Source organism: Halochromatium glycolicum, assembly GCF_016584085.1.
GTDB lineage: Bacteria > Pseudomonadota > Gammaproteobacteria > Chromatiales > Chromatiaceae > Lamprobacter > Lamprobacter glycolicus.
In genome coordinates this window covers 107,571-122,147 of the sequence record NZ_NRSJ01000001.1, presented here as the reverse complement: position 1 = coordinate 122,147, position 14,577 = coordinate 107,571, and the positions used below count along the sequence as shown (strand labels likewise).

Below are 14,577 nucleotides of genomic sequence, written 5' to 3'. Positions count from 1 at the left end.
GCCGCACCGCCATCCGCCGGACCACTGGCCTGTTGCGCAGTGATTGCCTATGCTCTCGGCAAGAGGCGGACGGCATGTTCTGGCGTCCAGCCGAAGGGCGAAATCGAACGACCGCTCCGCGACGGGACAACCATGGCCGAGAATCGACTGAGAATGCTTCAGCAGACACCGTTGCTCGGCGGCGTCCGGGACGACATCGTCGAGTTCCTGCTCGAGCAGGTGCGTACCGTATTCTTAAAGGAAGGTGACTTCCTGTTCATCGAAGATGATCCCGGCGATGCGATGTACGTCCTCGAGAAGGGACAGGTCGCGATCCTGAAGCAATGGAACGACGTCTACTACCGCCTGAACTACCTCAATGTCGGTGACAGCATCGGCGAGATGTCGTTGATCGATCTCGGCCGTCGCAGTGCATCGGTGCTTGCAATGACCGACTGCGCCGCGATCGAGCTCAATCACAACGCCATCATGCGCCTTTACGAGCGCGACCTAGAGCAATTCGCGCTGGTGCAGATGAACATCGGACGGGAGCTGAGCCGGCGCCTCCGCGTAACCGACGAGTCGATGTTCCGAGAGCTGATCCGCGCGGAGCAGATTCCGCAGCACTGATGTGAGCAGCCGACTGATCAGCAGGGCGATGCCAAGCGTGTAGACGAGCAAGAAGAGCTCATTTTGTTTTCAATCCCCCCGGGCCGATTAGCCAGGCGATGCAGACCACGCGCCCGGAAAACCGAGCAGGAACCGAGTTTCAATCCGCGCCCGGCCGATTAGCCGGGCGATGCGGTGGGTAGGTTGGCGTGCAGGCCGCGTTTGAGCTGTTTCAATCCGCGTCCAGCCGATTAGCCAGGCGATGTTAATCTACCTGGAGAGCCACCACACGAAAGCGAAGTTTCAATCCGCGCCCGGCCGATTAGCCGGGCGATGCCAGCAAGAAGTGGATGCCATGCAAGAGCAGGCATCTGTTTCAATCCGCGCCCGGCCGATTAGCCGGGCGATGCCGGGATCAGCGCGCAGTCGGCTCGCAACAGGCTACTGTTTCAATCCGCGCCCGGCCGATTAGCCGGGCGATGCATCATCATTGGCTTTGATCCCGTTTGCGATCGCATCGTTTCAATCCGCGCCCGGCCGATTAGCCGGGCGATGCTCGTCTGGCAGATCGGCGTGCTCGGGCAGCGTTAGTTTCAATCCGCGCCCGGCCGATTAGCCGGGCGATGCCGATGTCACAAGCCGTTTGGCGCAGATGGCACCCGTTTCAATCCGCGCCCGGCCGATTAGCCGGGCGATGCGCGGGCAGGAGCGCAGCAATGACCGTGAACGCAGGTTTCAATCCGCGCCCGGCCGATTAGCCGGGCGATGCGTCGACATAGGCGATGGTCGGCTTGTCGAGGGCGCGTTTCAATCCGCGCCCGGCCGATTAGCCGGGCGATGCCTGCCAGACATTCGGCAACACGACGTATTGCAACTGTTTCAATCCGCGCCCGGCCGATTAGCCGGGCGATGCCGGCGGCTGCGCTCAGGCCGGATGTGTTCTGCGAAGTTTCAATCCGCGCCCGGCCGATTAGCCGGGCGATGCCTCGATGAGATGCTGAATACTGATGTGTCTCGTCGGTTTCAATCCGCGCCCGGCCGATTAGCCGGGCGATGCTTGGTCCTGCCCGCGCGAGTCACAGCCCCTCAGTGTTTCAATCCGCGCCCGGCCGATTAGCCGGGCGATGCCCGGAGGCCATTCCGGAAATCAGGTCAGCCGTGATGTTTCAATCCGCGCCCGGCCGATTAGCCGGGCGATGCAGCCGCGTGGACGGTGTGGCGGTCATTACTGTGGAGGTTTCAATCCGCGCCCGGCCGATTAGCCGGGCGATGCCCCGGGTGCGGGTGCGCCGTGAAGCCGTAGTCCTGGTTTCAATCCGCGCCCGGCCGATTAGCCGGGCGATGCTGGTGCGGCGCCTGATCGAGGCCGCCATGAGCAACCAGTTTCAATCCGCGCCCGGCCGATTAGCCGGGCGATGCGCTTCAGCAGGCAGGAAGGGGTGGCAGGGTGCCGGTTTCAATCCGCGCCCGGCCGATTAGCCGGGCGATGCGGGCGTGACCTACACCGTGGGCACCTGGCGGCATGTTTCAATCCGCGCCCGGCCGATTAGCCGGGCGATGCGTAGTGCGTGACGAACGTGGCGTCACAGGCGAACTCGTTTCAATCCGCGCCCGGCCGATTAGCCGGGCGATGCGCCGCACGCGGAAGTCATCGATTTCGCTGCGGATTTTGCGATCTTCGCGCGAACTGGAATCTTGAAGCAAGATCACAGCAGCCGACCCTCTGGCTCGAAAAGATAATGTTCTACAGATCAAACTGTTAGCTTACGCGCGAAAGGTCTGGGATCACGAGCCCACTTCGGGTTCGCGCAGCTCACACGACGAGAGGACCTTCGAAGTCGACAGAACGAAACACGCCGTACTGCTTGACCCTAAGATGATGAGGTTCGGTGAGCCGGTAGAAACGAAGGTTGTCGGCCTCAGGGTCGATCTCATCGAGCAATCTCCGTTCCAATGCTTCGAACTGCATGTCGTCGACCTGGCATTCGAACACCGACTTCTGAACCCGTTGCCCGTAGCGCTCACAAGCCTTTGCGACGCGGCGCAGACGCTTCTGGCCAGCGGGCGTGACAGTGGACACATCGTAGGTGACGATGACGAGCATGATGCCCCCGATACGCCAGGAACCCCCGCTACGGGAGGACTCACCGTGCTAGATAGGCGGAGTATGTCGGTATATCGCCGCGCAACATACGCGCGAGGATGCGCGCTTGCAGCAAGGGCAGCACACCGATGGGAACGTTCGTGTCCAGCAGTGGGTGTTGGAGCTCTTCTTGTTTGCGCTCCTGCCAGGCTGTCACCACTGTACGTCGACCCTGATCGTTCAGCAGGACGGCGCCACCGTCTCGTTCCTCGAAATCTTTGCGCGTCAACTGTCCGCGATTGATGAGCGTTAGCGCAAGCCGATCCGCTAGAACCGACCGGAATTCCTCCTGGAGATCGAGGGCAAGGGCTGCGCGGCCAGGACGTACCGCATGCAGGAAGCCAAGCTGAGCATCGAGCCCTACCGCTTCGACGGCCGAGCGGCAGTCATTCATCAGCATCGAGTACAAGAACGACAGCAATGCGTTGAAGCGATCGCGTGGCGGGCGCCGAGTGCGGCCATCAAGCTGGAAATGCTCGCGCAGCTTAGGCTTGACGATATGGTTGACAGCGCTGAAGTACCCGCGGGCCGCTTCACCCTCGATCCCGCGCAGGGTATCCAGATCCGCTGCCTTCGCCAAGGATCGAACGGCGGCCCCAAGGTTGTCAGCCGTGCGCTTGAGCACTGCGGCATCGGCCTCGTGGGCGGCCTCCCGAGCGCCCCGCAATAGGAGCGTTCGGCTATTGCGGAGCTTTCCAAGAAGCAGAGCGCTCGCCAAGCTTAGGGTCAAGGCCGCATCGTCGGCGGCGCGATGTTGCGCGCGACGCAGCAGGATGTTGCCGGATACCGGCCCTTCGAGCCGTGCCTTGAATCGGCCGAAGCGGTCCAGCAGGACCAGCGCGCGACCCTCGTCTGCCATCTGGTGCATCAGAGCCGGCGACACTAAGACGTTGCCGAAGCACACCAAGCCGCCGACATGATGCAGGGGGACGCGGAGCTTCGTTTCGCGCTCTACCTCGATGCGTACAGTCCCGTTGTCGAGGTGCGCGTACGCCTGGGGCGTCATGACATAGAGGGTGTTCTGTATCTGATAGAGACTCATGCGCTGCCATCCATGTCGTCGAGATCGCCGAGCTCAACGATACGCTGAGCGTAGTTGGCCACCAGCGCTGGCTGACAGATCTCGAGCAGCGAGCACTCGCGACAACGGGCGTCATTGGCCGGAGCGGGAAGACATTCAGCGTCGAGCATCGCGCGGATCGCCGCGACCGTTTCAACCACGTTGTCGCGCAGCGCCGCGCTGATCTCGACCTCTCTCCGGCGGCGGCTCGATGCATGGTAGATCGCCCCTTTGGGCACGGGTCGGCCGAGCATCTCTTCCAGGCACATCGCTTGCGCCGCGAGCTGCAGGTCGTCGTGCAATGCGCGCCGCTTTCGGCCGTGCTTGAACTCGACGGGGAAACGTGTGCCGTCCGGATGCACTTCGACGAGATCGGCTTTACCGATCAGTCCCAAGCGCTCGGACCAGAGCGGCAGCGCCCGCTCGAGCTTGATGTCCCCTTTGATCAGGTCGCTCGGTACATCGACGAGCCGGTGAACAGCCTGCCCTCTAGCGGTATGCACGTTATCGGCGAAGGCTTGCTCTTGGTGAATCAGCGCGCATTGGCGTGGGCAGTAACCCCAATGCTGCAGCGCGGAGATGGAGATTGGGTCGGATGATTCTTCCATGGCAACGCTTTACGCCCTATCGAACTCATGCGCGGGCCTTGCCGACAGCGACATACTGCTCTTCACGAAAGACCTCGTTGACGAAGCCGATGGCCGCATGCACATCGTCGCGCATCACTCGAGGATACACGGCGAGTATGTCGTCCATCGTCCAGCCATCCGCGAGCCGGTCCATCAGCAGGTCAACGGCGATGCGTGTGCCGCGGATAACGGGCTTGCCAGCGGGAATCGCTTCATCGACGATGATATGGTCGTGCCAGTCGGTCATGACGCAGCCTCATTATCGTGCTTTTCCACTTCGACCTTTGGCGCCACCAGCTTGATGAGCTCAACATTCGGGAATCTATCAAGGGGGCCGGCGGGAGGACTTTCGATCGCGTAGTCCGAGATGGCGCGTGGCGGTGACGCGGGGTTCCTGCGCTCGATACGGATCAGATCGAACAGCTCATGCGCCGGAGCATTGCCAAGCTCGGAGTCGTGCTTGAAGACATACAGCCCACGGGTCGCCATCTGGCCGCGTGCGGCGGAGCGGTCATGCTCGAACATTTGCCGCAGGGCTTGCCAGAACAGGTCGAGATCCGCCTTCCTGAACTTCGTGTCTTTGGCTAGAAAGGCCGAGATGAAGCCATGGCCGCGATAGAGCCCGTAGGGCACCGTGTGCTTGCGCCCCATGGTGCGGTTGTCGCCCTGCTGATTCTCGGCCTCCGCCTCGGTGGCGACTGCCATGCGGGTGATGGAATGCTCGGCGGCGATGATGGGGTCAACCGAGCGGGCGAAGGTCATCTGCACCGGCCCGCGCACCTGGCCGCAGTTGGGCGCCGTCTTGAGCGACAGCACGGCGCCGAAGGTGCGGATGTCATAGAAGTCCTGGCACATCTGGGCGCGGCCGCGCTCGGTCTCCTCCCGAGTGGGCTTGCGCGCCTTAACGTCCTTCAGACACCCTGAGAACAAGTCCTTGATCGGCTTCGGCGGGCTCACTTCCTTCAGCCAGGCCTGGATCGCCTTCTTCTCTGCTACTGCTGAGAATCTCAGCTCTTGCATCCCGTCGCCGTCAACCGAAAGCGTCACATCCTCTGGCAATGGATTTTCGTCCAAGAATTCGCCAAGCTTTTCCATTAAGTCCCTCGGGACCGAATGACTACTCGCCTCCCCGAGATTGATATTGAGCTTCTCGAATGCCTTCACGTGCGCATGGCCGAGCACGGCCTTCTCTTTGACATAGATGTCGAAGCCGTCTTCGAACTCGCCATCGGGCTGCTGCTTGGTCAGACCGATGAAGTTGCGGACCTTGCGCTTCAGGGACACATCGGTCACCAGCCCCTGTCCTGTCTCGGCATCGAGCCGCGGCAGGTTGCCCGCGTCCGGATCGCCGTTGGGGTTTCCGTCTTGTACATCGAACAGCAAGACGAAGTCGTAACGGTTGCAGATCGTGGAGTCGTCGTGTTTTGAATCGCTCATTGCTTGGTCTCCGTGGCATCGGTTCCGTTGGTCTCGCCTTCAGGCTCTTCGCTACGCTTGGCGAACAGGGCTTGCCGCTGATGGTAATAGCCGATCGCAAACCGGCCCTGATCCGACATCAGCATGTGGGGTGGGAACTCGTCCAAACCCTCCATGATCTCGCCGACCAAGCGTTCCATCTGAACGGCGCGGCCTTTACCGAGCTTGGCGACGTGGTGGTTCTTGAGCCGCAGCAGGGTTGGAAAAACGGTGCCCGGCGTCCCGGACGCGGCGCCGTAGAAGCGGTCGCGGATGGTGGCGTTAATGCCCCTGCTGGACTGCTCTTGGATCCTCTCAAGGACCGCGAAAAGTCGGCCAAGGCGGTAGGCGGGGTTTGCATTTTGCGGATCGAGCATGGGTTGCGGCTCCCTGTCGTTGGGGCTTATTGGCTTCCCCGTGCGCCGGTACTCGCGGCAGAGCCAAGCTTTGATGGCGGCAGCACGAGGATAGGTCACTTTCTCGTCGCGCGGACGCTTTCGGGCGGCTGTTCGACAGCACTGTATGGCGGCGTTGAGCAGGCTGATGGGGTAAGGAAGGTCAGACAGGATTGCGTGCGCAATCTGTCCATCTAGATTAGGAGGCAACTTGCCCTTATCGCCCCGCGGCGCGCAGGCTTCCAGAATCTGGAACAAAGACAGATGCTCAAACTCGCCGGGCCTGCGATGGATGCGTAAGTCTTCGAAATGCTGTCGCACGCGTCGTGCGAGTTCAATCGCCGGGGCTGTTTGCCAAAAGCGGATGCTGATGCGCGCATCGCTCGGCGAAAGGCCGAGCACGTGAACGCGGTCGTCACGGCCGCCTACGGCAAATTTGCCAGATTCCACCGCCTTGTAAATCTGCTGCACTTCCCGCTTGCCATCTTCCGGGTCATCGATCTGTGGCTCCCCAAACAGATTGGGCAATGCCGTTTCCAAATCGTGCGGGCGCTCCGCCCAGAAGACCGCCCAGCTGTCCGCAATTCGAGCTTTCTGCTCGGAGCCATCGCGTAGCAGATGATTCAGAGCGGTTGCATACCGAAATGCAGCGCGCCCGCTGACGGGCGCATTCAACCCCTGAGCCTTTCCGTAGGACCACGAAGATTTCGCATGCATTGAATGCAGCTTCGCGTTCGCTTTCGATCGTCTGTCTGGCAGGGGTGTAGCAGGATGCAGACGCAATGCCGCAGAAGGCTCACCCGTCACCAGGCAAGGCGATAATACTTGATCGTTCGCAGCCCCGAAGTCTTTTCGGACCTGCCGAACGACTTCTGGTCGCTGGGCGACTAGTTCGACGTCCCCGAGCAGTTGGAACGCCACGTTGCCCTTCGAATCCAGCAGGTCTGGCAGCAGCGGATGTTGCCGCGCGTGCTCGGGTCCACCACCTGAGTAAAAATTTAGAACTGCATCAACACCAGGGTCGATCCCGGAGGTAGGGAAACTCTGCTCGATCCGGCTGACGAACGCCTCGACCCGCTTCGGGGCAAGCGCGGCTTCCTTAGCCGAGTCGTCGGGCGGGATTCCGAGGACATACCGGGGATGATCCCAAAGTAGGAAGGCCGTTTGCCAAGACCCTTGACCTGGTCTATCCACTTTGCTCGGCAGGCGCATTCTCTTCGGCATGCGCTTATTGCCCTTGATATCGCGGACATCAACCAAATCGACGAAATTCCCATTCGCGTCCACGACCAGTTTGAACGCTATCGGTACTTCTTCATAACCTTCGATCGGAAGAGCGCCGTCCGGGTAGCGCGAGTAAAGGTCGTATAGTGCTTGCAGGATCATCTCCGCACCTCCTCGCTGTCATGGGCTGGCACATCGACGACCCCGTTGCGTAAGGCAGCACGGAAGAACATCGGCTTGGGATTCGCGCGGTCGCTGAAATCCATATCGAAGAGCATGAACCCCAGCTCGTCGGAGTCGGTGATGGGTGGCGGCTCCGTCGAGTTGGTCGCAACGCGCCGGAAGTAGGCGGGAAATTCCCGGCAGCCGAGGTAAGGTTGGTTCACGCACTGACCCTTGTCCGCGCGCCGCTCGAACATCTGATGGTATTTGACGGCGGCGGCATTCGGGTCCTTGTCATGCCGAAACTCCAAGTCCGCGTGCAGACGGTAGGCGACGTCGCGCAGTAGCAACGCGGAGCGCTGGACATGGTCGTCCTCGATGAAGAGCCCGCGGTAACCTTCGGCGCCAGCACGATCGGAGGCGATGCTCGCGACCTCGTTGCGCTTCAGCGTCATCCAGCGGACGGGCCGCAGCACCTCGATGCGCCGCACATGCCAGCGGATCGCGGGTTTCCAGAGGATGGCATCGAAGATGGCACGGGCGGCAGAGGGAGTAATAACGTCGTAGCTGACGCGCTCGACCTTCATCTCAGGCCGCGTAAAGCAGGCGTAGTCGCCCCAGACCTCCAGGCAATAGCGTTTCATGGCGTCCTTCAGATGATGCTCTGCGTTGCGGTGGGCGTCGGTTTGTCGATGGTCAGGCCGAGGCTCGGGTGATAAAGCCAATCGCTGGTCTGCGCGAACAGGCCCGGGATCACCTCTTCGATGTCCTGCTGCGTCAGGAGCCGTTGAATCTCCGGCGCGCGGACGTTGACGACGTAGCGTTGCAGCTTGCGCATCAGCCAACGCTCCGCTCCGTTCTTGCGGAGTCCGGCAAGCAGCTTCCTGACTTCAGCATCCTCGTGCTCGGCGTCGTACAGCACAACCACCGGTGACTGATCTTCTTCGATCATTCGGAAACGTTCGGCAGCGGTGCGAAACTGGACACCGAGCGAGCGCTGACCGGCCTTCAATAGATTACAGATGCCGTTCTCATCCAAGTCGCGGCTGTAGTAGAGGTGCTCGAAGTAACGGGCGAACAAGGCCCGGTCCAGCGGATCACCGGCGACGCCATGAAGCGTCGCGCAACAGGCATCCTCAGCGGCTCGCAGCAGACCGATGCCGGAGCGTTCCGGAGGGATGAAAACCACCACCTGCCCGCGTTCCAGTCGTCCCTCTCGATTGCAGCGTCCAGCCGCTTGGGCGATGGAGTCGAGCCCCGCCAATGCCCGGTAGACCACAGGAAAGTCTAGATCGACGCCGGCTTCGACGAGTTGGGTCGAGACGACTCGCGTCGGCACACCTTCGGCGAGCCGCTGCTTGATCTCGGCGATGACCTGCGAGCGATGAGCACCGCACATGAGCGCGGACAGATGCAGCGTGCCCGGCGGCATCAGGCTGTGGAGCTCACGGGCATGACGCCGGCTGTTGACCACGACCAGCACCGAGTCGTGCTTGGATAGCTCGCTCGCGAGTGATTCCCACTCGATTGGTTCATGCAGATCTGCGGGCAGTTGAACCTCGACGCGTTTCAGCCTCGCATACAGCCGATCGGGGTCCGGGATGATCTCGCGGACGTTACCGAAACCGTCGAAGTTCTTCGACGCATCGAAGTAGCGGCGCGTGTCGAGTGCGGGTTGGGTTGCGGTGGAGAGGACCAGCGTCATCCCGTAATGCTCGCTGAGCAGCTTCAGCACATCGACGATCGGCTGCAGCAAGCCTGGCGGCAACAGCTGGACCTCGTCCAGTACGACGACGCTATCGACCAGGTTGTGCAGCTTGCGGCAGCGCGAGGTCCGTGCGGCGAACAGCGATTCGAAGAACTGCACGCTGGTGGTAACGATGATGGGCGCGTCCCAGTTCTCGCAGGCGAGCCGGCTGCGGAGCCCTTCCTTGGTTGGACTGGATTCGGCCGCGCTGTGATGCTCGACCACGGCATCGCCGAAGATGCCGCGGAAGACGTCCGCGGTCTGCTCGATGATGCTGGTGTAGGGGATGACGTGGATGATGCGCCGCTTGCCGTGATGCCGGGCATGGTCGAGGGCGAAGGCCATACTGGACAGCGTCTTGCCGCCACCGGTCGGGACCGTCAGCGAGAAGACGCCCGGCGCTTGAACTGCGGCGGTTCGGCAGTCTCGCAGGATCTCGCGGCGGAGCCGGTTGACGGGCGTCGACTCGGCCTCGTCGAGGAGTTGCGACATGGCCGAATCGAAGCGCTCGGCAAGCGCCTCGATGTCCGGCCAACCGGCCCTCGACGCCGCCTGCTCCGGCGCCATGAAGGCCTCGGTATCCAGAAAGTCCGCGTCGACCAAGCACGAGAACAGCATCCGCACCCAAAGGGCAAGGCCAGCAGAACCCCCTGGCACGCCTCGCAAATCAGCCCGCGGCAATTCAGCCTGCAAGATCTCCGCCGGCGGTCCAGCTGCGACGGCCTCGGCCAACTCGTTTCGCGCGTCCTCGCTGGCTAGACGGGCATCGAGGCCAGCGTTCCAGTCGGGGAGACCGGCATGATGTCCGGCGATCAGATAGGAGAGTACGCGACCGGCCGGCCCGAAACGCTCTTCAGCGAGCAGCGCCCCAGCGGTCGAATGCGTTGTGCGCCCAGGTCGCGCTTCGATATGGGCCGTCTCGCGATCGAGTCCCGAAGCCGCACGAATGTAATGCTGGAATCGCTCGCGGTACTTCCCGAGATCATGCCATTGACCCGCGAGGACTGCCCAATCGCAGGCACCGAAGCAGGAAGCGAAATCGCCGGACAATTCAGCAACGGCTTGAAGGTGCTCCGCCAGAGAATGCCGATACCAACCGCCATCCGAATCCAAGCGCACATGCGCCAATGGTGGGTCTGCGCCGGTCATATGGCTCCTTTCCGTCCCTTATCTCAACGCAGTTCGCGGCGGATTATTGCTTGGCGGTTACAGATTCCGCAAGCACCGGCCCCTCTGCTCGTCGCTCACAGGCTTGAGCGGCGTCTGATCTCAAACGAATTGAATCGCTGCGATGGCATGCTGTTCTTGCAACCCAACCCGTTTCCGAGTAGCGGTCAAGCCGCCCGCAGCGCGACGTGCTCGATTGGCGCTGAGGGCCAATGTTCAGGAAGGGCGCGGAGTCTGCCCTTAAGGCTTGGATCCCGTAAATGCACCGGCTGGCATTGCTGCAGCACATAGTTGCGGACACCGGCATCGGCCAACTGCTGCATCAGGCGCTGCAGATAGGCGTCGTCATCGAGGCCGGGCATCGGCGTAGTCCGGACTTCGAGATCGACACCGGCATCGAGCAGCAAGCGCAGGCTTTGCCAAGCGCGCTCTCCTGAGCCGGCAGCACCGGTGACCTGCGCGTAGTCCTCGGGCAGCGCCTTGATGTCGAGGCCCACCCAGTCCAGGTGCGGCAACAGGCGCTGCAGCCGCTCCGGGTACGGCCCGCCGGTATGCAGGCCGACCTTGAAGCCGAGCGCGCGGACCTCGGCCATCGCGGCGGCAAGCGCCGCCTGCGCGGTCGGCTCGCCGCCGCTGAAAACCACCGCATCGAGCAGACCCCGGCGTGACTCGAGCCGCCTCAAGACCTCAGCCCAGTCGAGCTGCGCGGGCACGGCACCGGTCTCATCGACGAGGTGCCTGTTGTGGCAGTAGGGGCAGCGCCAGGGGCAGCCCTGGCAGTAGACCACAGCAGCCAGCTCGCCCGGGTAGTCGACGCTGGTCAAGGGGGTTAGGCCACCAACCCTCAAGGTATCGGACATACACTCGATCCGGCAGCGCCCGAGAAACCCTAATGGGGGCGCCTCTTCTTGGTTGAAATCAAGAGCTCATAAGGGCTGGGCGTTCTTCAAAACGGGCTGAAAGAGCCCCGACACATACGCCCATACCCGCTCCACCGGCTTCCGCTGCGCCTGCATTCATCAAAAACCAGAAGCCTGTGCTGCCTGGCCGATGATTCGGATAAGGCCGATAAACCGGCCGGAATGGGCTTAGGCGATTTCTGTCAAAGCTCATACCGCCTTGCTGGTCTTTTCGCTCGCCTTCTTCGTCGCGCCGCCGGTCACATAGCCCGGCTATGCTCCCGGCGACGCTCCTCGAAGGCAAACGACAATCCTGCGCAATTCGGTACGAGCTTTTCCGGCAATTGCCTTAGGCAGCCTCGCGCCGCGTTGGCACCGCTCGCTGCTCGCCGCCAGTCGGCTGTTCCTGGAAATAGGTGCGCTCCTGGTGCTCGGCCTGCTTGCCGCGATTGAAGGCCGACACCGGACGGTGATAGCCCATCACCCGCGTCCAGACCTCGCAGCGGGTGCGCTCTTCGTCGCGCAGCTCGATGGTCGGCTCGATCGTTGTTTCGGTCATTGGTTACTCCTGTCGATTGGATGGTACGGCCAGCTTCGGCCGCGTTTGGTCGTGTGATCGCGTTCGCTCGGCCCGTCTTCTCGGCCGTCAAACACCTGATGCGGCAGCGGGTGCCCCGGCCGCGTGTCCGGCGGCGTCGATCGCCCGGATGGCGATCCCCCGAATCGCAATCGTTGGCCTCCAGGGACGGATTCACGGCGTCCGCCGGACGCGCGGCCGGGGGACCCGCTCCCCTTGGCACCACGCTCGCGGCCCGCTCCCCCAGCGGCTCAGCGCATCAGAGGTCCTACCAAAATGGCCACCTGAATCGCTCAAGTTTCGACTCAATTTGGCCGCAGGAGCTATTTTGTTCCCGTGAATCACGCGAAATTCATCGTTCGGGGGGTTGCACCGTGCCATGAACGTTGGGGCCTCTAAGTCGCCACCGCCGCTCGCTGCTGGGCGCGTTTCTTCTCGATCAGCTCCTGATCGCACTTCGGGCAGAACTCATGCTCGCCAGCCAGGTAACCATGCACAGGGCAGACCGAAAAGATCGGCGTCACCGTGATGTATGGCAGCCGGAAATTGGTCAGCGCCCGCCGCACCAGCCGCTTGCAGGCTTCGGTTGAGCCGATGCGCTCGCCCATGTACAGATGCAGCACCGTTCCGCCGGTGTACCGGGTCTGCAGCGCGTCCTGCGCCGCCAGCGCCTCGAAGGCGTCGTCGGTGTAGCCGACCGGCAGCTGCGAGGAATTGGTGTAGTACGGCGCCTCCTCGGTGCCGGCCTGCAGGATGCCCGGGTAGCGCTTCTTGTCCTCGCGCGCGAAGCGATAGGTCGTGCCCTCCGCAGGCGTCGCCTCCAGGTTGTACATGTGGCCGGTCTCCTCCTGGAACTCGACCATCCGGGCACGTACGTGATCGAGCAGCCGGCACGCGAAGGCATGGCCCCACTCGGTGGTGATGTCCTCGGCGTCGTTCGTGAAGTTTCGGATCAGCTCGTTGATCCCATTGACGCCGAGCGTGCTGAAATGATTGCGCAGGGTGCCGAGGTAGCGCTTCGTGTACGGGAACAGGCCGGCATCCATGTGACGCTGGATCACCTTGCGTTTCAGCTCCAGGCTCTTCTTGGCCAGCTCCATCAGCTCGTCGAGACGCCGCAGCAGCCCGGCCTCGTCGCCGCGATGGGTATAGCCGAGCCGCGCGCAGTTGATCGTGACCACCCCGAGCGAGCCGGTCTGCTCGGCGGAGCCGAACAGGCCATTGCCGCGTTTCAGCAACTCGCTGAGATCGAGCTGCAGCCGGCAACACATCGAGCGCACCATGTTCGGAGACAGCTCTGAATTGAGGAAATTCTGAAAATAAGGAAGGCCATATTTTGCCGTCATCTCAAAGAGATGCTCGGCATTCTCGCTATCCCAGGGGAAATCTTCGGTGATGTTGTAGGTCGGGATCGGGAAGGTGAAGATACGGCCCTTGGCATCACCCTCGGTCATCACCTCGATGTAGGCGCGATTGATCATGTCCATCTCGGCCTGCAGCTCGCCGTAGGTGAACGGCTGCTCCTCGCCGCCGATCACCGGCACCTGCTCGCGCAGATCTTCGGGGCAGACCCAATCAAACGTGAGATTTGTAAACGGGGTTTGGCACCCCCACCGCGACGGCACGTTGAGGTTGTAGATCAGCTCCTGGATGTACTGTTTGACGCGCGGATAATCGAGCCCGTCGACCCGTACATAGGGCGCCATATAGGTATCGAAGCTCGAGAACGCCTGAGCACCGGCCCATTCGTTCTGCAGCGTGCCGAGGAAGTTGACGATCTGACCGATCGCGCTCGACATGTGCTTCGGCGGCCCCGCCTCGACCTTACCCGGCACGCCGTTCAGCCCTTCGGCCAGCAGCGTGCGCAGCGACCAGCCAGCGCAGTAGCCGGCGAGCATATCGAGGTCGTGGATGTGGATATCGCCCTCGCGATGGGCCTCACCGACCTGCGGCGGATAGACGTGCGAGAGCCAGTAGTTGGCGATCATCTTGCCCGAGGTGTTCAGGATCAGGCCGCCGAGCGAGTAGCCCTGATTGGCATTGGCCGAGACGCGCCAGTCGGAGCGATCCAGGTACTCGTTGATCGAGCTGGCGACATCGACCAGCGTGCGCTGGTCCGCGCGCAGCTTCGCGCGCTGCTCGCGATAGACGATGTACGAGCGAGCGGTCTCGAAGTGGTTGGCGCTGATCAGGGTCTGCTCGACCACATCCTGGATGCCCTCGATGTCCGGCAGCCGGCCGTTGCCGTAGCGATGCGCGAGCACCTTGACGACCTGCGCGGAAAGCAGCTGCGCCTCCATCTCGCCGAACTCCCCGGTCGCCTGGCCGGCGCGCAGGATCGCGGACTCGATCTTCGAGCCGTCGAAAGGCACCTGCTCGCCGTCGCGCTTGAGCACCCGTGTCGGCAGCGTAAGCAGCGCCGGGGCCGCCGCAGTGGTCGTTGTCATGATCGGCTTCCTAGGGTCATGGGGCACAAGATATTGTGTTCGCCAGTATAGGCGACACTACATCTTGCGGAAAGAGCTGATCAG

12 protein-coding genes and 1 CRISPR repeat array are annotated in these 14,577 nt (G+C 62.3%); of the genes, 1 reads left to right on the top strand and 11 read right to left on the bottom strand.

Features of this window, described 5'->3' with window-relative positions; translation table 11 throughout:
- Positions 1 to 132 precede the first annotated feature (132 nt).
- On the top strand, positions 133 to 609 hold the full coding sequence (locus CKO40_RS00460) for a cyclic nucleotide-binding domain-containing protein (RefSeq protein ID WP_200343703.1): 477 nt from the start codon (positions 133 to 135) through the stop codon (positions 607 to 609).
- Between the two features lie 136 nt (positions 610 to 745).
- Positions 746 to 2,222: a CRISPR direct-repeat array (repeat unit 37 nt; unit sequence GTTTCAATCCGCGCCCGGCCGATTAGCCGGGCGATGC).
- A 179-nt stretch (positions 2,223 to 2,401) separates the two neighbouring features.
- On the opposite strand, the gene cas2 is transcribed toward CKO40_RS00460, so the two are convergent.
- The 11 genes from cas2 to CKO40_RS00405 form a co-directional block, all read right to left on the bottom strand.
- Positions 2,402 to 2,692, bottom strand: a complete 291-nt coding sequence (gene cas2, locus CKO40_RS00455) for a CRISPR-associated endonuclease Cas2 (protein ID WP_200343701.1) — start codon at positions 2,690 to 2,692, stop codon at positions 2,402 to 2,404.
- Between the two features lie 40 nt (positions 2,693 to 2,732).
- Positions 2,733 to 3,773 carry a type I-C CRISPR-associated endonuclease Cas1c gene (gene cas1c, locus CKO40_RS00450; RefSeq protein ID WP_200343699.1) on the bottom strand — a complete coding sequence of 347 codons (1,041 nt, stop codon included), beginning with the start codon at positions 3,771 to 3,773 and terminating at the stop codon, positions 2,733 to 2,735.
- A complete protein-coding gene (cas4, locus tag CKO40_RS00445; protein ID WP_200343697.1) occupies positions 3,770 to 4,399 on the bottom strand; it encodes a CRISPR-associated protein Cas4 in 630 nt (209 codons plus the stop codon). The genes cas1c and cas4 overlap by 4 nt, the downstream gene beginning before the upstream one ends.
- A 25-nt stretch (positions 4,400 to 4,424) precedes the next feature.
- Positions 4,425 to 4,667 carry a DUF433 domain-containing protein gene (locus tag CKO40_RS00440; protein WP_200343695.1) on the bottom strand — a complete coding sequence of 81 codons (243 nt, stop codon included), beginning with the start codon at positions 4,665 to 4,667 and terminating at the stop codon, positions 4,425 to 4,427.
- Positions 4,664 to 5,857, bottom strand: a complete 1,194-nt coding sequence (gene cas7c, locus CKO40_RS00435) for a type I-C CRISPR-associated protein Cas7/Csd2 (RefSeq protein ID WP_200343693.1) — start codon at positions 5,855 to 5,857, stop codon at positions 4,664 to 4,666. Before cas7c ends, CKO40_RS00440 begins: the two co-directional genes overlap by 4 nt.
- Entirely contained in the window at positions 5,854 to 7,656 is a 1,803-nt protein-coding gene (gene cas8c, locus CKO40_RS00430; RefSeq protein WP_200343691.1) for a type I-C CRISPR-associated protein Cas8c/Csd1, read from the bottom strand. The genes cas7c and cas8c overlap by 4 nt, the downstream gene beginning before the upstream one ends.
- Positions 7,653 to 8,300 (bottom strand): type I-C CRISPR-associated protein Cas5c, encoded by a 648-nt coding sequence (gene cas5c / locus CKO40_RS00425; RefSeq protein ID WP_200343689.1) that lies wholly within the window; start codon positions 8,298 to 8,300, stop codon positions 7,653 to 7,655. The genes cas8c and cas5c overlap by 4 nt, the downstream gene beginning before the upstream one ends.
- A gap of 8 nt (positions 8,301 to 8,308) precedes the next feature.
- Positions 8,309 to 10,552: a CRISPR-associated helicase Cas3' gene (gene cas3, locus CKO40_RS00420; RefSeq protein WP_200343687.1), complete on the bottom strand. Its 2,244-nt coding sequence runs from the start codon at positions 10,550 to 10,552 to the stop codon at positions 8,309 to 8,311.
- A 185-nt stretch (positions 10,553 to 10,737) separates the two neighbouring features.
- Positions 10,738 to 11,430 carry an anaerobic ribonucleoside-triphosphate reductase activating protein gene (locus CKO40_RS00415; protein WP_200343685.1) on the bottom strand — a complete coding sequence of 231 codons (693 nt, stop codon included), beginning with the start codon at positions 11,428 to 11,430 and terminating at the stop codon, positions 10,738 to 10,740.
- Positions 11,431 to 11,818: 388 nt separating this feature from the next.
- Positions 11,819 to 12,028 (bottom strand): anaerobic ribonucleoside-triphosphate reductase, encoded by a 210-nt coding sequence (nrdD, locus tag CKO40_RS00410; RefSeq protein ID WP_200343683.1) that lies wholly within the window; start codon positions 12,026 to 12,028, stop codon positions 11,819 to 11,821.
- Between the two features lie 413 nt (positions 12,029 to 12,441).
- On the bottom strand, positions 12,442 to 14,493 hold the full coding sequence (locus CKO40_RS00405) for a ribonucleoside triphosphate reductase (protein ID WP_200343681.1): 2,052 nt from the start codon (positions 14,491 to 14,493) through the stop codon (positions 12,442 to 12,444).
- Positions 14,494 to 14,577 lie beyond the last annotated feature (84 nt).